Source organism: Hymenobacter caeli (assembly GCF_013294115.1).
GTDB lineage: Bacteria > Bacteroidota > Bacteroidia > Cytophagales > Hymenobacteraceae > Hymenobacter > Hymenobacter caeli.
The window spans coordinates 208,757-230,849 of sequence record NZ_JABSNP010000006.1 but is presented as its reverse complement, the minus strand read 5'-3'; the positions used below and the strand labels follow the sequence as shown (position 1 = coordinate 230,849).

The window sequence follows — 22,093 nt, the reverse complement described above, 5'->3', positions numbered from 1 at the left end:
TAGCTATTAGCTGCTGGCTGTTAGCTCTTCCGTTTATCAGTAGCTGATTATTAGTAGCTGAGCCAGTTTCCTTCCTTTTAAAAAGCTAGTAGCTAACAGCTAATGGCTAACAGCTAAAAAGAATGACCCTCACTTCCATCCTCTGCCCGCTTGACTTTTCGGCCGCGACGCCGGGGCTGGTGGCCTACGCGGCGGCCCTGGCGGCCGCCACCGGGGCCGAGCTGCGCCTGCTGCACGTGCGCGAGCCGCAGGACGCCGACGCCCCCGCCGGGGCCGACCGCCTGGCCGGCCTGCGGGCCGCCGCCGAACGAGCCGGGGCCGTGCACGTAAGCACGGGCACGGTGCAAGGCGAGGCGGCCCCCGAAATAGTGGCCGAAGCCGGCCGCCGCCGCGCCGATTTAATTGTTATCGGGGCGCACGGCCAAACGGGCCTCACCCGCTTCCTGATGGGCAACACCGCCGAAGTGGTGCTGCGCACCGCGCCCTGCCCCACGCTGCTGGTGCGGGCCGCCCAGGCCGCGCCGCCAGCCCTCAGCTTCGCCCAGTAGCATTCTTCACCTGACTTGTCTGCCACGCTTAACCTTTAGTACAGTATCATGGCTACCTCCACTGCCCCCCAGGACCTCCTGACCCCCGACGCGCCCCCCACCGCCGGCTCCGAGCCCCTCGAAGCCCCCAAGCGGCGCAACCCCCTCGTATTCGTTATTCTGGCCGTGGTGCTGATTGCCGGGGCCATCCTCGGCTGGACGCGCTACCAGTTCTCGCAGGCCCACGAAAGCACCGACGACGCCCAGGTCGAAGGCGACGTGTACCCCATCCTGCCCCGCGTGGCGGGCCCCGTAACGGCGGTGAAGGTGGAAGACAACCAGACGGTGAAAAAAGGCGACGTGCTCGTCACCATCGATCCCGCCGACTACCAGCAGCGCGTGAACGCCGCCCAGGCCGCCCTGCTGGCCGCCCAAGCCCAGGTCACGGCCGCCCGCGCCCAGGTGGCCGCCATGCAGGCCCAGGTGAACACGGCCCGCACCAACATCGGCATGAGCGACGCCAACCGCGCCAAGCTCCAGAAAGACCTCAAGCGCAGCACGTTCCTGCGCAAAGCCGACATCATCCCGCAGAGCGACTTCGACGCCGTGCAGGCCAACCTGCAATCGACCTCGGCCATGCGCTCGACGGCCGAAGACCAAGTGAAAGTGGCCCAGCAGCAGGCCCTGGCCTCGCAGCAGCAAGTGGCCGTGGCCCAGGCCGTGGTGAAGCAGCGCCAGGCCGACCTCGACAACACCAAGCTCCAGCTGAGCTACACCACGCTGGTGGCCCCCGGCAACGGCTACGTGAGCAAGAAAAACGTGCAGCCCGGCCAGGTGGTATCGCCCGGCCAGCAGCTGATGGGCATCGTATCGAGCAACAAAACCTGGGTCATCGCCAACTTCAAGGAAACCCAACTCGAAAATATGAAGGTGGGCCAGCCGGTGAAAGTGGAAGTGGACGCCTACCCCAGCGAAACCTTTCAGGGCCACATCGAGTCGCTGTCGGCCGCCACGGGGGCCCGCTTTGCCCTGCTGCCCCCCGACAACGCCAGCGGCAACTTTGTGAAAGTGACCCAGCGCGTGCCCGTCAAAATTGTGCTCAACCAGGAAGACCCGCAGCACCCGCTGCGCGCCGGCATGAGCGTGAACGCCATCGTGCAGGTGAAATGAGTTATGAGTTAGAAGTCATGGGACATGAGTTGGGCAATGGTGCTTTCGCCGCCCCACATCCGTACCCATATCCCGTGACAAAACTTATAACCCATAACCCATAACCCATAACTACTCTATCGTGGAAACCGGATTTACCAAGTGGATTATCGTTGTGACGGTGGTCCTCTGCGTGTTGCTGGAGCTGATCGACACCAGCATTGTGAACGTGGCGCTGACCCAGATGATGGGCAACCTCTCGGCCACGCAGCAGGAAGTGAGCTGGGTGGTGGCGGCCTACGCCATCGCCAACGTGATTGTGATTCCGATGACCGGCTTTCTGGCCGAGCAGTTCGGGCGCAAGAACTACTACCTCACGTCGGTCGTCATCTTCACGCTCGCCTCCATTGCCTGCGGGCAGAGCCACGGCATCTGGGAGCTGGTGGCGTTCCGTTTCATCCAGGGCGTGGGCGGCGGGGCCCTCATGGCCACGTCGCAGGCCATCCTGATTGATACTTTCCCGCCCAAGCAGCTGGCCCTGGGCCAGGCTTTGTTCGGCATGGGCGTCATCATCGGGCCCACCATCGGGCCCACGCTCGGCGGCTACATCGTGGACAGCAGCCTCGGCTGGCCCTGGATTTTCTACGTGAACGTGCCGGTGGGCATCCTGGCCAGCATCTTCACCCTTCTCTTCATCCGCGACCCCGAGCGCATCAAAAACGCTATTCCGCGCAAACTGCGCGAGATTGACTGGGCCGGCATCGGGCTGCTGGTGCTGGGCGTGGGCTCGCTGCAATACGTGCTGGAGCAGGGCGAAACCGAGGACTGGTTCGACAGCCGCATCATCGTGCTGTTCGCAACGCTGTCTGCCGTGGGCATCGTCGGCTTCATCTGGCGCGAGCTGACGGCCGACAAGCCCATTGTGGACCTGCGGGTGCTCACCAAGAGCCGCAACCTGGCGGTGGGCGCGTTCCTCTCGTTCGTGCTCGGGTTCGGGCTGTTTGCCTCGGTGTTCGTGCTGCCGATTTTCACCCAGCGCATCCTGGGCTTCTCGGCCGCCCAAACGGGCCTGCTGCTGCTGCCGGGGGCCCTGGCGTCGGGCTTCATGATGCCGGTCATCGGCAAGTCGCTGCAAAACGGCGTGCCCCAGAAGCTGCTGCTGGGGCTGGGCTTCACCATCTTTTTCGGCTTCACGTTTTGGATGAGCGCCAAGATTTCGCCCACCGCCGGCACCAGCGACTTCTTCTGGCCCCTGATTGTGCGCGGCGTGGGCCTGGGCCTCATTTTCCTGCCCATCACCACCATGAGCCTGGCCGGCTTGCAGGGCAAAGACGCGGGCCAGGCGGCCGGCCTCACCGGCATGATTCGCCAGCTCGGCGGCTCGTTTGGGGTGGCCATCGTGGGCACGTACCTCGAGCGCAGCATGGCCAGCACCCGGGTGGGCCTGCTGCCCAACATCTCGCTCTACAACCCCGAGACGGTGCAGCGCATCCAGGCATTCACCCAGGGCTTCATGGCCCGGGGCTTTACCGCCAGCCAGGCGCAGCAGCAGGCCTACGCCGCCCTCGAAGGCGTGCTGATGAAGCAGGTGTCCATCATCACCTACTCGCAGATATTCACCACCCTGGGCTTCTTCTTCATTGCCTGCCTGCCGCTCCTCCTGCTGGTGAAGCGGGTCCGGCCCGGCGAGAAAATGGACCTCAACGCGGCCCACTAAGCCGCCGGGGAACGGCACCCGCAGGGCACGGCTCGTTTCTTCTGAAGCCACTAAAAAGGAGGGCCCTCGCGCGAGGGCCCTCCTTTTTTTATTATCTGCGCCGTAAAATGGATGGTTGATGTTAACCATTACCCCTGCCAACCGAACAGCCAAAACCTCAAATAATCTGTCTCATCCGTTAAAATCCATTTAATCAGTGGTCGTCAGGCGCAGGCAATGGTGGCGATGCTGATGCCGCGGGCCCCGGCGGCCAGCAGGGCCGCGCCGCAGGCTTCGAGGGTGGCCCCGGTGGTCAGCACGTCGTCCACGAGCAGGATGCGACGGCCGGCGATGGCGGGCGCGTCCACGGCTTCGAACACGGTGGCCACGTTGTCCCAGCGCTGGGCGCGGTTCTTTTTGGTTTGGGTGGCGGTGTGGGCGGTGCGCCGCAGGGCGGGGGCCCAGGGCAGGGCCAGGCCCACCGCCAGGCCTTCGGCAAACACTTCGGCCTGGTTGAAGCCGCGCCGGGCCAGCTTGCGCGGGTGCAGCGGCACGGGCACGATGAGGTCGAAGTCGGCGGCCAGGCCGGCGGCGGCCAGCTCGGCGCCGTAGAGGCGGCCCAGGGCCGTGCCCACCCCCCGCTGGCCGCCGTACTTGAGGCCGTGCAGCAGGCGCTGCACCCGGCCCTGGCGCACAAACTGCAAGTAGCTGAAAGCGTGGCGCACCGGCAGCTTGCCCCAGAAGCGGCGGCTCAGCGGGTTGGCGTCGGGCGGCAGGCGGTGGAAATCGGTGTAGGGCAGCTCGGCCCGGCAGGCGGTGCAGAGGTGCGCTTCGCCCCGGGCCAGGGGCTCGCGGCAGGCCGGGCACAGGCGCGGGAAAACCAGGCCCAAGAAGTCGGCCAGCCAGGAGCGGAGCATGGGCGTAAATTTGATGTATGCTTTGGTGCCCGGTGCGCGGACCGTTCAAAAGTAAGCCCCTTGGAGTGGCCCACTCATAACTCATAATTCAAAACTCATAATTCAACCCCGTGTCCCAAGTCACCGAATTCAACGACTACCGCCAGCGGATGAACGAGAAGATTCTCGCCGCCGACAACAAGGTCATCAAGCGCTTTTTCAACCTCGACACCAACACCTACGCCGCCGGGGCCCTCGACGTGAAGACCAAGGAAATGCTGGGCCTGGCCTGCTCCCTGGTGCTGCGCTGCGACGACTGCATCAAGTACCACCTGGGCAAGTGCTTCGAGGAAAAGCTCTCCGACGAAGAGATTTACGAGGTGTTCGCCATCGCCAACCTCATCGGGGGCAGCATCGTCATCCCGCACTTCCGCCGCGCGGTGGAGTACTGGGAAATCCTGAAGGAAGAAGCCGGCCAGGGCCTGCCCGCGCCCGACCACGCGCACGCCCACGGGGCCCCCGCCGCGTGAGCGACGACCTGACCGCCCCGGAACACCTCGAAACCGAGGCCGACTTCGAGCACCGCTGGAACGCGCTGCTCAACGAAATGGAAACCCGCTTCGGCAAGCGCCCCGACCTGAACGCGCTGCTGCTGCTCATCGGCGTGCAGGAGCTGGGGCAGGGCGTGGCCGAATTCACCAAGGAGCAGAAGCAGGACCTGATGCACATCGCCACCTGCAAGCTCTTCAGCCTCAGCGGCCACTACGAGCTGGAGCGCGTGGACGAGGACGGCTGGCCGCACTACAAGCTGCTGCGCCCGGTGCCCTTCGCCTTCCTCAAAGAGCAGGAGCGCATGATGAAGTGGCACATGCTGGAATATTTTAGCTTAGATGACTGAGTTGTTAGCGGGTTAAATGGTTGGTCGTTCAACTGCTGAAATTGAACGACCAACCATTTAACCCGCTAACAATTAATCAATTCAACCCTTGAAAATAATTTCTTACAACGTCAACGGCCTGCGCTCGGCCCTGGGCAAGGGGTTGCTCGATTGGGTGCGGCAGGCCGACCCCGATGTGCTGTGCCTCCAGGAAATAAAGGCCGGCGTGGGGCCCCTGGACGTGTCGGGCTTCGAGGCGCTGGGCTACTACGCTTACCTGCACCCGGCCCAGAAACCCGGCTACAGCGGCGTGGCCACGTTCTCGAAAACCAAGCCCGTGGCCGTGGTGCACGGCTGCGGCACGCCCGCCTACGACGACGAGGGCCGCGTGCTACGGCTTGATTTTGAAGACGTTTCGGTGCTGAACACCTACATGCCCTCGGGCACGAGCGGGCCGGCGCGGCAGGCGTTCAAGGTGGAGTGGCTGCACTTTTTCCGGCGCTACGTGGCCGGGCTGCGGGCCGCGGGCGGGGCCCCGCTGCTCATCGGCGGTGACTTCAACTGCTGCCAGACCGAAATCGACCTGCACAACCCCAAGGCCAACCAAAACAGCCCCGGCTACACGCCCGAGGAGCGCCAGTGGTTCCGCGATTTCCTGGCCGATGGGTTCGTAGACACCTTCCGCCACCACTACCCGGGGGCCCCGGGCCACTACTCGTGGTGGAGCTACCGGGCCGGCTCGCGCCCCCGCAACGTGGGCTGGCGCCTCGACCACTGGCTGGCCGACAATGCGCTGCAACCGCGCCTGGCGGCGGCCGGCCTGCTGCCCGATGCCGTGCACTCCGACCACTGCCCGGCCTGGGTGACGCTCAATGATTGAATGATTGAATGACTGAATAAGGGCACTTTTTCATTCAATCATTCACCCATTCAATCATTCACCCATTGAACCAACGCCGCCGCGCTTTGCGTATCTTTCCCGAAGACAAGACCTGACTTATGGCTGTAGTGGTGGAGCGCGACGCGCCCGGCGCGGACCAGTACCCGGCGCTGGCGCGGGTGCGGGCCGAGCTGGAAGCCTTCAAGCGCAAGTTTTACCTGAATTTGTTGGTGCGGGGGGGCCTGGTGGCGGGCGGGCTGCTGCTCACGCTGTTCGTGGCCTTCAACCTGCTCGAGTACTTCCTGTACCTGCCCACGGCGGTGCGGGCGGCGCTACTGTTCGGCTTTCTGGGGCTGGCGGTTTACGCCTTTGCGCGCTGGATTTGGCGGCCGCTGGCGGCCCTCACCCACCTGCGCCGCCTGCTGAGCGACGAGCAGGCCGCCCGCCGCGTGGGCGAGCTGTTTCCGCAGGTGCAGGACCGCCTCCTAAACGCCCTCCAGCTCCAAGGCCAGGCCCGCGGCAACGCCCTGGTGGCCGCCAGCCTGGAGCAGCGCGCCGCCCAGCTCGGCCAAATCTCCTTCGCCGAAGGCATTGACATTCAGCAGCAAAGCCGGCCGCTGTGGAAATACGCGCTGGGGCCCCTGGCGCTGCTGGGGCTGGCGCTGGCCGTGTTCCCGAGCTTTTTGAAGCAGGGCACCGAGCGGATTTGGCACTACCAGCGGGCGTATTCGCCGCCCGCGCCGTTCGAGTTCGTGCTGAAAAACCAGCAGCTGACGGCCTTTCGGGGCGAGAACTTTACCCTGGACGTGACCGTGACCGGCAGCGCTTTGCCAGCAGAGGCCAGCGTCCGCTACGGCGGGGCCGAGCGCAAGATGCAGCGCGTGCCGGGCCACGCCGACCAATTTCGCTACGTGTTCGAGCAGCCCCAGGCCGACGTGGATTTTCAGCTCACCGGGGCCGGCTTTGCTTCGCCCGAGCACCGGCTGGTGGTGCGCGAGCGGCCCAGCCTGCGCGATTTCAAGGTGCGCATCAGCTACCCCGCCTACACCGGCCGGGGCCCCGAAACCGTAGAAAATGGCGGCAACCTGACCGTACCTGAGGGCAGCACCGTGCGCTGGGAATTCGCCACGGCCGCCACCCAGGCCCTGGCGCTGGTGTTCGAGAACCCCGCCGAAACGCTGGCCGCCCAGCGCACTGGCGACGCCTTCGTGGCCACGCGGCAGGTGCTGCGCTCGCAGCCCTACCAGTTGCGCCTGCAAAACGCCGCCAGTCGCAACCCCGACCCCATTGCCTACCAGCTCACCGCCGTGCCCGATGCGCCGCCTACACTTACGCTAGAAGTGTTTTCCGACACGGCCTCGCTGAACTTCCTGGCCCTGGGCGGTACCGTGCGCGACGACTACGGCCTCACGCGCCTGCTGCTGCACTACACCGTGCGCCGCGGGGGCCCCGGCGGCGCGGCCCGCGTGGTACCCCTGGCGCTGCCCCGCGAAAGCGCTGGCACTTACGGCTATACCTGGAACATTGGGGCCCTGGGCCTGAAGCCCGGCGACCGCCTCGAGTACTTCGTGGAGGCCTGGGACAACGACGGCCTGCACGGCCCCAAGGCCACCCGCACCCGCCCAGCCGAGTTCCGGCTGCCCAGCCGCCGCGCCCAGGAGCAGCAGCTGGCCGCCGCCTCGCAGGCCGTGGCCAGCCAGCTGAGCCAGGCCGCCAAGCAGAGCGAAAAGCTGGAGCGCGAGCTGGCCAAAACCTCCGACAAACTGAAAACCAAGCGCGAGCTAAGCTTCCAAGACCGCAAGCAGCTTGAGAACATGCTCGACCAGAAGCAGCAGCTCAACCAGCAAGTGGAGCAGATGCAGAAGGCCTTCGAGCAATTGCAGCAGAAGCAAGACCAGCTCGACCCCAAGAGCGAAGAGCTGGCCAAGAAGGCCGACGAGCTGAAAAAGCTGATGGCCGACCTGCTCGACCCCGAAACCAAGAAGCTGTACGACAAGCTGCAAAAGCTGCTGGAGCAGCAAAAGCAGCCCGACGCCGAGATGCAGAAGCTGATGCAGCAGCTCGAAAACAAGGAGAACACCTTGCAGAAAGAGCTGGATAGGGCCCTGGAGATGTTCAAGCAGATGCAGTTCGACCAGAAGGCCGAGGCCACGGCCGACAAGCTGGAAAAACTGGCCGAGGACGAGCAGAAATTAGCCGAGAAAACCGCCCAGAACGACAAAGACAACCCCGATAATAAGGCCACCAAGGAGCAGCAAAAAGCCGCGCAGGAGCAGCTCAAGCAAACCCAGGCCGAGAACCAGCAGCAGTTTGAGGACCTCAAAAAGGACTTGCAGGACCTCAAGCAGATGGACAAAGAGATGGGCGACCAGAACGGGGCCGACGAGCAGAAGCCCGAGCAGGAGCAGACCGACCAGGACATGCAGGAAGGCCAGCAGCAGCTGGGCAAAAACCAGAACCAGAAGGCCGCCGCCAAGCAAAAAAGCGCCGCCCAGCGGATGCAGAAAATGGCCAAGAAGATGCGCGACCAGCAGGACCAGGAGGAGAGCGACCAGGCCCAGCAGAACATCGACGACCTGCGCTACATCCTCAAAAACCTGCTGACGCTCAGCTTCGACCAGGAAGCGCTGATGAAGGATTTCCGCCGGGTGGACCAGAGCGACCCGCGCTTCGTGCAGCTGGGCCAGACGCAGCGCAAGCTGCGCGACGACTCGCGCATCATCCAGGACTCGCTGTACGCGTTGGCCAAGCGCGAACCCAAAATCCAGAGCTTCGTGACCCGCGAGGTGGGCGAGATGAACAGCCGCATGGACGAGGCCCTGGGCCACATCCAGCAGCGCGACGTGAACCGCGCCACCGCCACCCAGCAGCAGGCCATGACCAGCATGAACAACCTGGCCCTGATGCTGAGCAGCTCGCTCAACGACATGCAGCAGGCCCAGGCGCAGGCCCAGGGCCAGCCCAAGGACGGCCAGGGCAAGCCCGGCCGCAAAAAAGGCAAGGGCAAGGGCAAAGGCCAGGGCGGCAAGCCGGGCCCCGGCAACCTGGGCCAGATGCAGCAGCAGCTAAATCAACAAATTCAGCAGCTCTCGCAGAGCGGCAAAACCGGGCGCGCCATGTCGCAGGAGTTGGCCAAGCTGGCCGGCCAGCAGCAGATGCTGCGCCAGGCCATGCAGCAGCTCGGCCGGATGCAGGGCCAGGGGGGTCCTGACGGCAATGGTAAGCCCGGCGGCAAGGACGGCAAAGGCAACAGCCCCAGCGAGAAGGACACCAAAGATGGGCAGGGCATGGGCGGCAGTGGCGACGTGAAAAAACTAATGGAACAAACCGAAACCGACCTCGTAAATAAGCGCCTGACGGAACAAACCCTGCTCCGCCAGCAACAAATTCTGACCCGCCTGCTAGAAGTGGAGAAATCGGCCCGGGAGCGGGACCAGGACACCAAGCGCGAGGCGCAAGCTGCTAAACCCCAACCACCCGTTTTTCCCCCGGCCTTCGATAAGTACAAAGCGCCGACGCAACGCCAAGCTGAACTATTACGTACCAGCCCACCAACACTCACTCCTTACTATCAGCGCGAAGTGGGTGAATATTTTCAAAAAGTGAAATAATTTAGCTGCGAAACGCGTATTTGTTGTCCTGCCTTTATCGTTAAAACTTTACTTTTGCCGCCAAGCGTCCGACGCGCTTTTTCGCTCCTTGCTCTATGAAACAAGTTAAAATCCAGATTCCGTCACTCGTCGAGAATATTCGCGTGGTGGAAAGCTTTATCGACAATTCGAAGGATACCTTTCAGATTGAGGACGATATCTACGGCAATATTATGGTAGCCGTGACCGAAGCGGTGAACAATGCCATTCGCCACGGCAACAAATTCGACAAAGATAAAAACGTGTACCTCTCGCTGTACGTGCAGCCCAACCAGCTCAAGTTTGAGATTGAGGACGAAGGCACGGGCTTCAACTACGAAAACCTGGACGACCCCACGGCCCCCGAAAACCTGGAGAACCCCGGCGGCCGGGGCATCTTCCTCATCCGCCACTTGGCCGACGCCGTGGAGTTTAGCAACGACGGCCGCCGTGTGGAGCTGACGTTCCAGCTGGCACCCGCCGAAACCTCGCCGCCCACCACCATCGCCGCCGCGTGAACTCTGCCCCGCCCGTAAAGCCGCCCGAATCCGACACGTTTCCGCCCGGCCCGCTGCACCACGAGGCCCCCGGCATCGAGTTCATGGTGGAAGACGCGCCCAACTTTGAGCTGGCCGATGCCGAAGATTTGGTGGGTTGGATCGAGCGGGTGGCCGCAGTGCACGAGTACCGCATCGTGCAGCTCACCTACATCTTCTGCTCCGACGAGTACCTGCACCGCATGAACGTGGAGTACCTCGGCCACGACACGCTCACCGACGTCATCACCTTCGACAACGCCGACGACTCGGACATCCTGGAAGGCGACATCTTCATCAGCACCGAGCGGGTGGCCGACAACGCCAACGACCTGGGCATCAGCTTCCGCGACGAGCTGCACCGCGTGATGATTCACGGGGTGCTGCACCTGCTGGGCTACCACGACAAGGATTTGCTGAGCCAGACGGCTATGCGTGCCAAAGAAGACCATTGCCTGTCGCTGCGCACGTTTTAGGGGCCCCTGGCCCGCCCATCTGCCTCTTATGCCGCTCGTAATTCCCGGCGCTGCCCTGGACTATTACCTGGGCCAGGGCTACTACCGGATGCGGCAGGACTTGTTCACCTGCCAGTTTTTGCCCCACGACGGCCAGCTCCACACCGTGCACTGGCTGCGCGTGGTGCTGCGCGATGCGCAGTTTGGCCCCAAGCAGCGCCACCTGCTGCGGCGCAACGCGGCGTTTTCGGTGGCGGTGCGGCCGTTTCGCCTCACGGCGGAGTACGAGGAATTGTATAGCCGCTACCGTGAGTCGCTTGATTTCGAGGCTTCGGAAACGCTTGCCGAGTTGCTGCTAGCCGACGATACGGAGCACTCGGTGTTCAACACCGAAATTGTGGAAGTGCGCGACGGCGACCTGCTGGTCGCGGCCGGCATCTTCGACCAGGGCGTGGACAGCATTGCCGGCATCGTGAACTTCTACCACCCGGCCTACCGCCAGCACAGCCTGGGCAAGTACCTGATGCTGTTGAAAATAGCCCACGCCCAGCAGCAGCATAAAGCGTACTACTACCCCGGCTACGTGGTGCACGGCTACCCCAAGTTCGACTACAAGCTGTGGGCGTGCCCAGCGGCCACCGAAGTCTTCGACTGCTACCGCCACCAGTGGCCGCTTTTCTCCTGGGAAGTAATGGCCCAGCAGTCGGCGGCCATTGTGGCCGACTGGCTGGCGCGGGAGGGCCCTGACCACGCGGCCTAAGGCACGGCATACCGCGGCGTATCTTTGCGCACGTTTTGAGCTAGTTGCGCGCTTTGCCGGGGGTCCTAAAATGGGCAGCGGCAACTCGTTGCGGCCGAAACGTGTTGCGTCTTTTTCGCGCAAGGTTTTGCAAGGTTAGCGTAGGTTTTGCGGGGGCCCCGGTGGCTCCCGGAACGCTTCTGCTGCGCACTTTGTGGGAACCTTGCGTTACCTATTTTCCCTTCGCGAAACCTCGCGCTCTATGTTTCCTTCTTCCGAATACGACGTGATTGTGGTGGGCGCCGGCCACGCCGGCTGCGAGGCCGCCGCCGCCGCCGCCCGCCTGGGCTCGCGGGTGCTGCTGGCCACCATGAACCTGAACACCATCGCCCAGATGTCGTGCAACCCGGCCATGGGCGGCGTGGCCAAGGGCCAGATTGTGCGCGAAATCGACGCGCTGGGCGGCCAGTCGGGCCTCATCACCGACCAGACCATGATTCAGTTTCGGATGCTGAACCGCTCGAAAGGCCCCGCCATGTGGAGCCCGCGCGCGCAAAGCGACCGGATGCGCTTCGCCGAAGCCTGGCGCCTGGCCCTGGAAGGCATCCCGAACGTGGACTTCTGGCAGGAATCGGTGACGGGCCTGCTGGTGGAAAACGGGGCCGTGGCGGGCATCGTCACCCAGCTCGGCATCGAGTTTAGGGCCCCCGCGGTGGTCCTCACCAACGGTACTTTTCTGAACGGCCTCATCCACATCGGCGAGAAAAACTTCGGCGGCGGGCGCGCGGCCGAGAAGGGCAGCCGCGGCCTGACCAAGCAGTTGGTGAGCCTGGGCTTCGAGGCCGGGCGCATGAAAACCGGCACCCCGCCCCGCGTGGACGGCCGCAGCCTGGACTACTCCAAAATGGAAGTGCAGGCCGGCGACGCCGTGCCCGGCAAGTTCTCGTACCTCGACACCGAGCCGTTGGCGAAGCAGCGCCCGTGCTACATCACGTACACCAACGAGCGGGTGCACAACATTTTGCGCGAAGGGTTCGAGAAGTCACCCATGTTCCAGGGCCGCATCAAGGGCCTGGGGCCCCGGTACTGCCCGAGCGTGGAGGACAAAATCAACCGCTTCGCCGACAAGGACCGCCACCAGATTTTTGTGGAGCCCGAGGGTTGGAGCACCGTGGAGTGCTACGTGAACGGCTTTTCGAGCAGCCTGCCCGAGGACGTACAGTACCGGGCCCTGCGCGCCATCGTGGGCTTCGAGAACGCCAAGATGTTCCGCCCCGGCTACGCCATCGAGTACGACTACTTCCCGCCCACGCAGCTGCGCGCCACCCTGGAAACCAAGCAGGTAGCGGGCCTCTACTTCGCGGGCCAGATCAACGGCACCACCGGCTACGAGGAGGCCGCCTGCCAGGGCCTGATGGCCGGCATCAACGCCCACAACAGGTTGCAGGGCCGCGAGCCGTTCGTGCTCGCGCGCAGCGAGGCCTACATCGGCGTGCTGATTGACGACCTCGTGAACAAGGGCACCGACGAGCCCTACCGCATGTTCACGAGCCGCGCCGAGCACCGCCTGCTGCTGCGCCAGGACAACGCCGACCTACGCCTCACGCCCCTGGGCCACGCCCTCGGGCTGGCCTCGGATGAGCGCCTGGCCCGGGTGCAGCGCAAGCAGGCGCAGGCCGCCGAAGCCACCGAGCTGCTGAAGGACTTTGCCATCGAAGCGCCCGCCATCAACCCGCTGCTGGGGGCCCTGGGCTCGGCCGAAATCAGCGAGCGCACTCGCGCCGTGAACCTGCTGCGCCGCCCCAACCTGGAGCTGGCTGACCTGACGGGGGCCCTGCCCGCGCTGGCCGAGGCCCTGGCCGGCTTCGACGCCGAGGCGCTGGAGCAGGCCGTCATCGGCATCAAGTACGAGAGCTACCTGGTGAAGGAGCAGCAGCAGGCCGCCCGCATGCTGGAGCTGGAAAACTTCGTGATTCAGGGCCGGCTCGACTACAAGGCCATGCCCGCCCTCAGCCACGAGGCCCGCGAAAAGCTGCTGAAGATTCAGCCCGAAACGCTGGGCCAGGCCAGCCGCATCAGCGGCATCTCGCCGGCCGACGTGTCGGTGCTGATGGTGTACCTGAACCGCTGATTTTGACTGATTAACCGTGATTTCGCTGATCGGCAGCGGGCGGTTTTGGCGTGGGGTGGGAAGAGGCAAAGCGGAATGCCCGAACTTTACCCGCTAAAACGACCAATTTCGTTCGATAAAAATCAGCGAAATCAAGGTTAATCAGTCAAAATCAGCGATTTGTGGAGTACGAGAAAATAGCCAAGTGCCCCGTTTGTGGCAAAACCGAGTTTCGCAACAAGTTGGTGGTGGAAGACCGCACGGTGAGCCACGAGAGCTTTGCGGTGGTGGAGTGCGTGGCCTGCGGGTTCCAGTTTACTAACCCGCGCCCGGGGCCCGACGCCATTGGACGGTACTACGAATCGGCGGCCTACGTGTCGCACAACAGCGGCGCCGCCGGCCTCGTGAACCAAGTGTACCGCCTGGCGCGGGTGTTCACCATGCGCAGCAAAGTGCGCCTGCTGGGCCGCTACGCCCCCCAGCGCGGCCGCGTGCTGGACTACGGCTGCGGCACGGGCCACTTCCTGGCCGCGGCCCGGGGCGCCGGCTGGCAAGTAGTCGGCCTCGAGCCCAACGCCGCCGCCCGCGCCGCCGCCGCCCAGCGCGTGGGCCAGCCCGTTGGGGCCCTCGATGATTTGGCGAAGTTAGAGGCCGGCTCGTTCGACGCCATCACCCTCTGGCACGTGCTCGAGCACGTGCACGCCCTCAACGAAACCCTGGCCCAGCTCGTGCGGCTGCTGCGGCCGGGCGGCGTGCTGCTCATCGCCGTACCCAACGCGGCCAGCTTCGACGCCCAGCACTACGGGGCCCGGTGGGCGGCCTACGACGTGCCCCGCCACCTCTACCACTTCGTGCCCGCCACCATGGCCCGGCTGCTAAAAAAGCACCAGTTGGCCCTGCGCGCCACCCTGCCCATGCCCCTCGACGCCTACTACGTGAGCCTGCTGAGCGAGCCCGCTGAAGGTGGGGCCGCCCGCCTGCTGCGGGCCCTGCGCCTGGGCTACGCTTCCAACCGCGCCGCGGCCCGGCACGAAGGGCAATATTCGAGCCTGCTCTACGTAGCGGGGCGGGCCTGAGCCGCACCGGTTGGGGCCCCGAACTTTTACCTCTGAATTACCTGAAGAACATGGCTTTTTGTGCGGAACGATGGCTGGCCGTGGCGGCCCTGGGAGCCCTGGCGAGCTGCGCGGCCGTGGCCCCGCCCCAGGGGGGGCCCCGCGACGTGACGCCGCCGCGCCGCATCAGCAGCGTGCCCGACAGCGCGGCCCGCAACGTGAAGCTGCGCTCGGTGCGGATGGTATTTTCGGAGTACGTGCAGCTTAAAGACGTGAGCAAGAACCTGCTCATCACGCCCCAGCTGCCGGCCGACAACCCCTACAAAACCCGCGAGGACCGCAACACCATCATCCTGCTCTTCGACAAGCCGCTGGAGGAAAACACCACTTATAGCTTCAATTTCCGCAACGCGGTGGTGGACATCACCGAGAGCCTGCCGGCCAAAAACGCCCAGCTCAGCTTCAGCACCGGGGCCGTGCTCGACTCGGGGGCCGTGCGCGGCACCGTCACGGACCTGCTCACGACCCTGCCCGTGGCCGAAACGGCCGTAGCCTTGTTCCGCACCACCGACACGGCCGGCGTGCGGCGCGGGCGGCCGTACTACCTCACCCGCACCGACAAAAAAGGGAACTACAACCTGGGCTTTTTGCGGGCCGGCACCTACAACCTGTACGCCATTGCCGACAAAAACAACAACAGCCGCTTCGACGAGGGCGAGCGGATTGGCTACCTGCCCGGGCCCATCACCATTGGCCCCGCGCCCCTGACGGCCGACTTGCAGCTCACCCACCCCGACCGCCGGCCGCCGCTGCTCACCACCCAGGTGCCCGGGCCCACCCAGCTGCGCCTCGCCTTTAATGAAGGGCTGGCCGCCGCCGCCCTCGCCCCGCTGCCCCCCGACCCGGCCCGCACCCCCGCCCCCGAGGCCGTGCAGCTCGCCGACCTGGGCCACAACGTGCTGCTGTTCAAGTCGGGGGGCCTGGCCGACGGCCGCTACCTGCTCACGGCCACCGACAGCAGCGGCAACGTGGCCCACGACACACTGAGCGTGCGCTTTCCCGTGCCGGCCGCTTCGGCCCGCAAAACGGTGGCGGCCCTGGCGTACACCCTCGAAGGCAGCCCGCGCAGCGTGTACCGCCAGGGGCAGGTCCGGTTCCAGTTTCCGGTGCCGATGGTGCCGGTGGCGGGCCGCCCGGTGGGCACGTTAGTCGAAGACTCGGTGAAGCGCCGCCCGCTGCTCGTGCCCGCCGATGCCGTTTTCAACCCCGCCCACACCCAGCTGACGCTGACGCTGAACACCAAGGCCAAGGCCCGCGTCGAACTCGTGCTCGACAGCACCGCGCTGGTGCCCGTCACCGGCCAGCCGTTGCGCTGGCCGCGCCCCGCCCGCCTCATCGTTACCGAAGTGGACCCCAGCGGCACGCTGCTGGGCACCATCAAGACCACGGCTACGCATTTCGATTTGCAGCTGCTCAACGACAAGTACGAGGTGGTGCAAACCCTGGCCGCGCCCCGGGGCCGCTACCGCTTCGAGCACGTGGCCCCCGGCAAGTACCGCCTCCGGGCCCTCATCGACGCCAACGGCGACGGCCACTGGCGCGGCGGCAACCCCGACCTGCGCACCCCCGCCGAACCCGTGTACCTCTACCCCAAAGTGATTCAGATGCGCTCCAATTTCGAGTTTGAGGAAAACCTGGAGTTCTGAGTTACAGGCGGCCCCAATCGTCGATACTATGGGTGGCCTGGCAACTGTCAGCGACCCGCTGACGGACAATCGGGGACAACTTTTCCTTGATTCCAGTTACTGAGGGCTTTTTTAGGCAGTAATCCACCTGTTTTCCACCGGGTTTTCCACAGCCGGTGAACCAGCTTCCCGTTTTGGTGGATAACCTGGGGGAAACCTACCGGCCGCACGTGGATAACATGCGCACAACTTTTTTTGGCTGGTAGGGGCCCCGGCACAGGTGCCGGCGGCTGGGGATAACCGGGGATAACTCGCCCCCCGCATACGCACAATCCCCACCGGCCCGCCCGTGTGGATTGTGCGTATGTGGAGAACGTGGGGATAGGTGGAAAACCTACGCAACTACTTGTTTTCCAGCCGAATGATATCCACAATGCCGGTGGATAGCCGGTGCATAAGCCCGGGGTTACGCACAAGTTATCCCGCCGGTGGATAACCCCCGCGGGTTGTCCACTTATCAACGTCCCTAATGACTGAGAATAGAAAGGGATTTTTTTCAAAAAAAATTTAATCAAAATTTATCCAGGTGGAAAACTTCGGGGCCGGCTTCCAAAATTCAGTTCCGGCCGGCCCGGCGGGGCCCGTTTGCGTAAGCAGGCTGCCCGGGGGCCCGGGGCCCGCCACCCGAGGAGCTATTTACCCGGTGGGCCCCGCTATCCCCGCCCGGGCCCGGCCATGCCGTTCGACTACACCCTTGATTTCGCCACCGTCGATTTCCGCCAACACCCCGAGCTGTACCGCGTGGGCCGCGGCGAGCAGGGCGTGCTGCTGGTGCAGCCCTACAAGGCCGAAATCCTGCCCCACTGGCGCTTCAAAGACGCGGCGGCGGCCACGGCTTCGTCGGCGGCCATTTGGGGCCTGTTCGAGGCGTATTTGAAGGCCGAAGATTTCGTGGGGGCCGACATGGCCCGCAAGTTTTTGCAGATGGGCTTCACCCGGGCCCGGCGCTACGCCAACCACGCCGGCGGCAAAAAATACGCCGGCCCCGTGCCCGACGATAAAAAGGGCCAGAGCGGGGCCCACGGCCGCGCCGAGCTGCCCCGCACCGCCGCGCCCGACCCCGACAAAGTGGCCGCTGCCGAAATCTTCGGCCGGCGGTGGGACGCGGCCAAAACCCACCCCGAGTACCTGCGCCAGAAAGAAGCTTTCATGGCCCGCTACGGCAAGTAGCCCGCGGCCGGTCAACGCCGGGGCCCCGCGCCCCGTTCTTACCTTTGCGCATCACTTTTACTTACCAGCCCAATGGCAACCATTCAGCCCTCCAGCGTCGAGGAAAACGAAATCACCCTGGGCACCGGCATGGGCCTGCTGCGCTTCGGGGCCACCATGGACGAGGTGCGGACCCTGGTGGGCGAGCCCGAGGAAATCGAGGAGTCGGAGGACGAAGACGAGTTTGAGCACCAGGAGTGGGTCTATCACGAGGAGGACTACCTAGTGTCGCTGTACTTCGACCGCGAAGACGATTTTCGCCTGAGCTGCATCGAAACCGACAACCCCAACATGCGCCTGTTCGGCGAAATCATCCAGGGCCAGCCGCTCGAAAAAATTCAGGCCCTGATGCAAAGCCACGGCGTGGCCGACGCCGAAATTGAAAACATGGACGGCGGCGAGGTGCGCCTGAGCTATGAGCAATCGATGATTGATTTGTACTTCGACGAGGGCGTGCTGCAATTCATCAATTTCGGCGTTTTCATCAACGACGAGCTGGAAGTGCAGTGGCCCAAGTAAGTTCCCTGAGTTATCCACAAAACAGCGGTTTTTTGCTGTGGATAAGTGGATAACTCGCTCTAAAAGCCTGTTTTACCCCACAAAAAAGGTGGCCCGCGCAGGGCCACCTTTTTTGTTGTAGGGACGGGGCCCGGCGGGACTAGCCCAGCACGGCGCGGAACAACAGGAATAGGCCCCCGGCCAGCACCATCGTGACGGGCAGCGTGAGCACCCAGGCCAGGGCGATGTTGCGCACCATCTGGGGGTTCAGGTTTTTGATGCCGCGGTTGGCCACCATGCTGCCGGCGATGGCCGACGAGAGTACGTGCGTGGTGGAGGTGGGCAGGCCAAAGGCGGTGTTCACGCCAATCATGGCGGCGGCCACCAGTTCGGAGCTGGCCCCCTGGGCGTAGTTGAGGTGCTCCTTGCCAATCCGCTCGCCGATGGTGGTCACGATGCGCTGCCAGCCGATCATCGTGCCGCAGGCCAGCGAGAACGACACCACCAGCAGCACCCACCAGGGCGCGTAGTCGGTGAAGGTTTTCATCTCCTTGATGGCCCCGGCGTAGGTGGCGCGGTTCTCGTCGCTGAGGCTGACGCTTTTCGAGCCGAGCAGCTTTTTGGCGCGGTTGTCGAGCAGGAGGATGTCGCGGCGGATTTCGAAGCCGGCCGCTTTGGGCAGCTGGGCCTTGTCGTTTTTGCCGGCAAACACGCGGTCGAGGTCGCTGGTCTGGGCCTGCACTTCGGCCAGCAGCTTTTGGTCGGCGGGACCCAGCTCGGCGCGGTTCACGCGGTTCATCACAAACTCGACCTGCACCAGCGACTGGCGCAGGTCGAGCGGGTTTTTGCCTTGGTTGAGGGCGAACACCGTGGGCACGATGCCGATGAGGATGAGCATGATGAGGCCCACGCCCTTTTGTCCGTCGTTGGAGCCGTGGAAGAAGCTCACCAGCGTGCAGGTGACCACCAGCAGCAGCCGAATCCAGAGGGGCGGGGGCTTGCGCTTGTGCGGCTCCTTGAAAATGGCCTTGCTTTTAACGAAGCGCTTGAGCAGGAACATCATACCGATGGTGAAGGTGAAGCCCAGCAGCGGGCTTGAAATCAGGGCCAGGCCGGTTTCGCCGGCCTTGCTCCAGTTCACGGCCGCCCCCTTGCTGCCCGGCAGCAGCGAAAAGGCAATGCCTACCCCCAAAATGGAGCCGATGAGGGCGTGCGACGAGCTGGAGGGCAGGCCGTAGTACCAGGTGCCCACGTTCCAGATGATGGCGGCCAGGATGAGGGCCCCCACCATGGCGATGCCGTGGTACACGTTCTGGTCCACGAGGCTCTCGACGGGCAACAAATACACGATGCCCATGGCCACGGCGATGCCGCCGGAAAACACGCCGATGAAGTTCCAGAACGCCGACCAGATAACGGCCACCCAGGGCCGCAGCGTGTTGGTGTAGATGACCGTGGCCACGGCGTTGGCCGTGTCGTGGAAGCCGTTGACGAACTCGAACGCGCAGGCGGCCAGCAGGCACACGCCCAGCAGCAGCAACACATGGGGTTCTAAACCAAACATATAAGGTGGGTTGGTGGGAACTTTGGGATGAAATCTTTTCCAAAGGTAGCGGGACATTCGGCCGCGGCTATGTTACCGAATTATGACTGCTAGGCGTGGCTTCTCGTCCAACTAAGCATAATTTAACGCCTGTTGCGGGGCCCAATCCGGCCGGCCAGTGCCTTGGCAGCACCCCCAATTTGCCCCGGCCGACTACTCCCTTAGCATCCGCAGGCTAATTTTGCCCCTTATGAGCAACCCCACTGCCCCCGCCGACGCGGCCCAGCTGAAAGACATCGTGGCCCACGCCAAGGAATACGGCTTCGTGTTCCAGTCCTCCGAGATTTACGACGGCCTGGCCGCCGTGTACGACTACGGCCCCAACGGCGTGGAGCTGAAGAACAACCTCAAGCGCCTGTGGTGGGAGGCCATGACGCAGCTGCACGACAACGTGGTGGGCCTCGACGCCGCCATTTTCATGGACCCCCGCACCTGGGAGGCTAGTGGCCACGTGGCGGGCTTCAACGACCCGCTCATCGACAACCTCGACAGCAAGAAGCGTTACCGCGCCGACGTGCTGCTGGAGGAAAAAGCCGCCGAGTACGAGAAGGCCGGCGACCCCGCCCGCGGCGCGGCCCTCACCGCCGAAATGGGCCGCCGGCTGACGGCCAACGACCTGGCCGGCGTGCGCCAGCTCATCCTCGACGAGAAAATTGTGTGCCCCGTGTCGGGTACCGGCAAGTGGACGGAGGTGCGTCAGTTCAACCTGATGTTCTCCACCCAGGGTTCGGCCGTGGATTCGGACGCGCCGCCCGTGTACTTGCGGCCCGAAACGGCCCAGGGCATTTTTGTTAATTTTCTGAACGTGCAGAAGTCGGCCCGGCAGAAGGTGCCGTTCGGTATCGCCCAGATTGGCAAAGCGTTCCGCAACGAGATTGTGGCCCGGCAGTTCATCTTCCGGATGCGCGAGTTTGAGCAGATGGAGATGCAGTTCTTCGTGCGCCCCGGCACCGAGCAGCTGTGGTACGACACCTGGAAGGCCGCCCGCCGCCGCTTCCACGAAGCCGTGGGCCTGGCCCCGGAGAAGCTGCGCTTCCACGACCACGACAAGCTGGCCCACTACGCCAAGGCCGCCGTGGATATTGAGTACGAGTTCCCGTTCGGCTTCAAGGAAATCGAGGGCATCCACTCGCGCGGCGACTTCGACCTGACCCAGCACCAGAACCTGAGCCGCAAGAAGCAGCAGTACTTCGACGCCGACCTGGACCCCGCCACCGGCAAGGCCTACGGCAACTACATCCCGTTCGTGGTGGAAACCTCCGTGGGCGCCGACCGCCTGTTCCTGGCCACGCTCTGCGAGGCCTTTGCCGAAGAAACCGTTATCGAAGGCGAAGGGGAAGCCCAGCAAACCAAAACCCGCACGTTCCTGAAGCTGCACCCGGCCCTGGCCCCCCTCAAGGCCGCCATCTTTCCGCTGGTGCGCAAAGACGGCATGCCCGAAAAAGCCCAGCAAATATTTGACGACCTGCGCTTTGACTTCCGCGTGACCGTAGAGGAAAAGGACGCCATCGGCAAGCGCTACACCCGCCAGGACCTCATCGGCACGCCCTTCTGCATCGTGGTGGACGGCCAAACGCTGGAAGACGACACCGTGACCGTGCGCCACCGCGACACCCGCGAGCAGACCCGGATGCCCATCAGCGCGTTGCGGGCCTACATCGCGGAAGCCGTGAGCTTCCGCCGCATCTTCGAGAAGCTGTAAAACGGAGTGGCACTCCGTTCCGGGACCGGGCTAATTGAACGTTCTACAGCAACGGAGTGCCACTCCGTTTTACAGATCAATTATGCACTACCAGCGTAACCTGCCGCACATCATGCCGCCGGGAGCCACGCTGTTTGTCACCTTTCGGCTGGCTGGCTCGCTGCCATTGGCCGTCGTCGAGCAATTGCAAAAAGAATACGCTCAGCCACTGCATTTTCAAGAAGACCCTGACCAAACACACGCCCGCCAACGGCGCTACTTCGGTGTATTTGACCAACTGCTGGATACTGGCGGCGGGGGCCCTACCTGGCTGCGGCAAGCTGCCGTGGCGCAGGTGGTAGCCGAAGCGCTGCATTTTCGGCACGGCCGCGACTACACGCTGTGGGCTTACTGCATCATGGCAAACCACGTCCATTTATTGGTCAGCCCAATCGGGGCGGATGGCCAGCGGTTTTACCGAGTGCTACAATCGTTGAAAGCCCGAACTGCCCGGCGCTGCAATGAGTTGATAGGGGGCACGGGTGATGCCTTTTGGCAGCCGGAGAGCTACGACCATTACGTGCGGAATACCGCCGAAATGGACCGGATTATCGCGTATGTTTTGAATAATCCGGTGAAGGCCGGGTTGGTAGATGATTGGACCCAATGGCCTCATACTTACCTGAATCCTGACTGGTAAAATGAATACGAGGTAGTGCTCCGCTGTAGCAACGGGTTAACTGAACGTTAAAAACGGAGTGCCACTCCGTTCTACATGGGGCCCCTACCTTTACTTATTCGCTTATTT

At 63.8% G+C, this 22,093-nt stretch carries 19 protein-coding genes; 17 read left to right on the top strand and 2 right to left on the bottom strand.

Annotated elements, in window-relative coordinates; translation table 11 throughout:
• Positions 1–122 precede the first annotated feature (122 nt).
• The 3 genes from HNP98_RS08815 to HNP98_RS08805 all read left to right on the top strand — a co-directional run bounded on the left by HNP98_RS08815 (position 123) and on the right by HNP98_RS08805 (position 3,393).
• Positions 123–548 carry a universal stress protein gene (locus HNP98_RS08815; protein WP_173809684.1) on the top strand — a complete coding sequence of 142 codons (426 nt, stop codon included), beginning with the start codon at positions 123–125 and terminating at the stop codon, positions 546–548.
• A 48-nt stretch (positions 549–596) separates the two neighbouring features.
• The gene (locus HNP98_RS08810) at positions 597–1,697 is read left to right on the top strand and encodes an HlyD family secretion protein (protein ID WP_173809683.1); all 1,101 of its coding nucleotides are present in this window, start codon (positions 597–599) and stop codon (positions 1,695–1,697) included.
• A 121-nt stretch (positions 1,698–1,818) separates the two neighbouring features.
• A complete protein-coding gene (locus tag HNP98_RS08805; RefSeq protein WP_173809682.1) occupies positions 1,819–3,393 on the top strand; it encodes a DHA2 family efflux MFS transporter permease subunit in 1,575 nt (524 codons plus the stop codon).
• Positions 3,394–3,596: 203 nt separating this feature from the next.
• Here the strand turns inward: HNP98_RS08805 and HNP98_RS08800 are convergent, their stop codons facing one another.
• On the bottom strand, positions 3,597–4,289 hold the full coding sequence (locus HNP98_RS08800) for a ComF family protein (protein ID WP_173809681.1): 693 nt from the start codon (positions 4,287–4,289) through the stop codon (positions 3,597–3,599).
• A 110-nt stretch (positions 4,290–4,399) separates the two neighbouring features.
• Between HNP98_RS08800 and HNP98_RS08795 the strand changes: the two genes are divergently transcribed.
• From HNP98_RS08795 to HNP98_RS08740, 12 genes are all read left to right on the top strand, one after another.
• Positions 4,400–4,798, top strand: a complete 399-nt coding sequence (locus HNP98_RS08795; RefSeq protein ID WP_173809680.1) for a carboxymuconolactone decarboxylase family protein — start codon at positions 4,400–4,402, stop codon at positions 4,796–4,798.
• A 77-nt stretch (positions 4,799–4,875) separates the two neighbouring features.
• Positions 4,876–5,166 carry a hypothetical protein gene (locus HNP98_RS08790; RefSeq protein ID WP_246275050.1) on the top strand — a complete coding sequence of 97 codons (291 nt, stop codon included), beginning with the start codon at positions 4,876–4,878 and terminating at the stop codon, positions 5,164–5,166.
• Positions 5,167–5,254: 88 nt separating this feature from the next.
• Complete coding sequence (locus HNP98_RS08785; protein WP_173809679.1) at positions 5,255–6,025, top strand: exodeoxyribonuclease III; 771 nt, start codon at positions 5,255–5,257, stop codon at positions 6,023–6,025.
• A gap of 119 nt (positions 6,026–6,144) precedes the next feature.
• A complete protein-coding gene (locus HNP98_RS08780; protein WP_173809678.1) occupies positions 6,145–9,636 on the top strand; it encodes a DUF4175 family protein in 3,492 nt (1,163 codons plus the stop codon).
• 95 nt (positions 9,637–9,731) lie between these two features.
• Positions 9,732–10,172, top strand: a complete 441-nt coding sequence (locus HNP98_RS08775; protein ID WP_173809677.1) for an ATP-binding protein — start codon at positions 9,732–9,734, stop codon at positions 10,170–10,172.
• Positions 10,169–10,666, top strand: coding sequence for an rRNA maturation RNase YbeY (ybeY, locus tag HNP98_RS08770; RefSeq protein WP_317171074.1), 498 nt, complete (start codon positions 10,169–10,171; stop codon positions 10,664–10,666). The genes HNP98_RS08775 and ybeY overlap by 4 nt, the downstream gene beginning before the upstream one ends.
• Before the next feature lie 28 nt (positions 10,667–10,694).
• Positions 10,695–11,405, top strand: a complete 711-nt coding sequence (locus HNP98_RS08765; RefSeq protein ID WP_217425697.1) for a GNAT family N-acetyltransferase — start codon at positions 10,695–10,697, stop codon at positions 11,403–11,405.
• A 241-nt stretch (positions 11,406–11,646) separates the two neighbouring features.
• Positions 11,647–13,515, top strand: coding sequence for a tRNA uridine-5-carboxymethylaminomethyl(34) synthesis enzyme MnmG (gene mnmG / locus HNP98_RS08760; protein ID WP_173809676.1), 1,869 nt, complete (start codon positions 11,647–11,649; stop codon positions 13,513–13,515).
• Between the two features lie 161 nt (positions 13,516–13,676).
• On the top strand, positions 13,677–14,570 hold the full coding sequence (locus tag HNP98_RS08755; RefSeq protein WP_173809675.1) for a methyltransferase domain-containing protein: 894 nt from the start codon (positions 13,677–13,679) through the stop codon (positions 14,568–14,570).
• Between the two features lie 50 nt (positions 14,571–14,620).
• Positions 14,621–16,255: an Ig-like domain-containing protein gene (locus tag HNP98_RS08750; RefSeq protein WP_173809674.1), complete on the top strand. Its 1,635-nt coding sequence runs from the start codon at positions 14,621–14,623 to the stop codon at positions 16,253–16,255.
• Between the two features lie 714 nt (positions 16,256–16,969).
• The gene (locus tag HNP98_RS08745) at positions 16,970–17,464 is read left to right on the top strand and encodes a DUF4385 domain-containing protein (RefSeq protein WP_173809673.1); all 495 of its coding nucleotides are present in this window, start codon (positions 16,970–16,972) and stop codon (positions 17,462–17,464) included.
• 72 nt (positions 17,465–17,536) lie between these two features.
• Positions 17,537–18,022, top strand: a complete 486-nt coding sequence (locus HNP98_RS08740) for a hypothetical protein (RefSeq protein ID WP_173809672.1) — start codon at positions 17,537–17,539, stop codon at positions 18,020–18,022.
• Between the two features lie 139 nt (positions 18,023–18,161).
• Here the strand turns inward: HNP98_RS08740 and HNP98_RS08735 are convergent, their stop codons facing one another.
• The gene (locus HNP98_RS08735) at positions 18,162–19,565 is read right to left on the bottom strand and encodes an inorganic phosphate transporter (protein ID WP_173809671.1); all 1,404 of its coding nucleotides are present in this window, start codon (positions 19,563–19,565) and stop codon (positions 18,162–18,164) included.
• 229 nt (positions 19,566–19,794) lie between these two features.
• Here HNP98_RS08735 and HNP98_RS08730 point away from each other — a divergent pair, with 229 nt between their 5' ends.
• Positions 19,795–21,306 (top strand): glycine--tRNA ligase, encoded by a 1,512-nt coding sequence (locus tag HNP98_RS08730; protein WP_173809670.1) that lies wholly within the window; start codon positions 19,795–19,797, stop codon positions 21,304–21,306.
• Positions 21,307–21,388: 82 nt separating this feature from the next.
• Positions 21,389–21,985 carry a transposase gene (locus tag HNP98_RS08725; protein WP_173809669.1) on the top strand — a complete coding sequence of 199 codons (597 nt, stop codon included), beginning with the start codon at positions 21,389–21,391 and terminating at the stop codon, positions 21,983–21,985.
• Positions 21,986–22,093: the final 108 nt, after the last annotated feature.

Bases quoted from the DNA above. Each gene is read 5' to 3' on its own strand.
- HNP98_RS08815 (WP_173809684.1), top strand. From the start codon at position 123: ATGACCCTCACTTCCATCCTCTGCCCGCTTGACTTTTCGGCCGCGACG.
- HNP98_RS08810 (WP_173809683.1), top strand. From the start codon at position 597: ATGGCTACCTCCACTGCCCCCCAGGACCTCCTGACCCCCGACGCGCCC.
- HNP98_RS08800 (WP_173809681.1), bottom strand. From the start codon at position 4,289: ATGCTCCGCTCCTGGCTGGCCGACTTCTTGGGCCTGGTTTTCCCGCGC.
- HNP98_RS08790 (WP_246275050.1), top strand. From the start codon at position 4,876: ATGGAAACCCGCTTCGGCAAGCGCCCCGACCTGAACGCGCTGCTGCTG.
- HNP98_RS08780 (WP_173809678.1), top strand. From the start codon at position 6,145: ATGGCTGTAGTGGTGGAGCGCGACGCGCCCGGCGCGGACCAGTACCCG.
- HNP98_RS08775 (WP_173809677.1), top strand. From the start codon at position 9,732: ATGAAACAAGTTAAAATCCAGATTCCGTCACTCGTCGAGAATATTCGC.
- HNP98_RS08765 (WP_217425697.1), top strand. From the start codon at position 10,695: ATGCCGCTCGTAATTCCCGGCGCTGCCCTGGACTATTACCTGGGCCAG.
- mnmG (WP_173809676.1), top strand. From the start codon at position 11,647: ATGTTTCCTTCTTCCGAATACGACGTGATTGTGGTGGGCGCCGGCCAC.
- HNP98_RS08750 (WP_173809674.1), top strand. From the start codon at position 14,621: ATGGCTTTTTGTGCGGAACGATGGCTGGCCGTGGCGGCCCTGGGAGCC.
- HNP98_RS08745 (WP_173809673.1), top strand. From the start codon at position 16,970: ATGCCGTTCGACTACACCCTTGATTTCGCCACCGTCGATTTCCGCCAA.
- HNP98_RS08740 (WP_173809672.1), top strand. From the start codon at position 17,537: ATGGCAACCATTCAGCCCTCCAGCGTCGAGGAAAACGAAATCACCCTG.
- HNP98_RS08735 (WP_173809671.1), bottom strand. From the start codon at position 19,565: ATGTTTGGTTTAGAACCCCATGTGTTGCTGCTGCTGGGCGTGTGCCTG.
- HNP98_RS08730 (WP_173809670.1), top strand. From the start codon at position 19,795: ATGAGCAACCCCACTGCCCCCGCCGACGCGGCCCAGCTGAAAGACATC.
- HNP98_RS08725 (WP_173809669.1), top strand. From the start codon at position 21,389: ATGCACTACCAGCGTAACCTGCCGCACATCATGCCGCCGGGAGCCACG.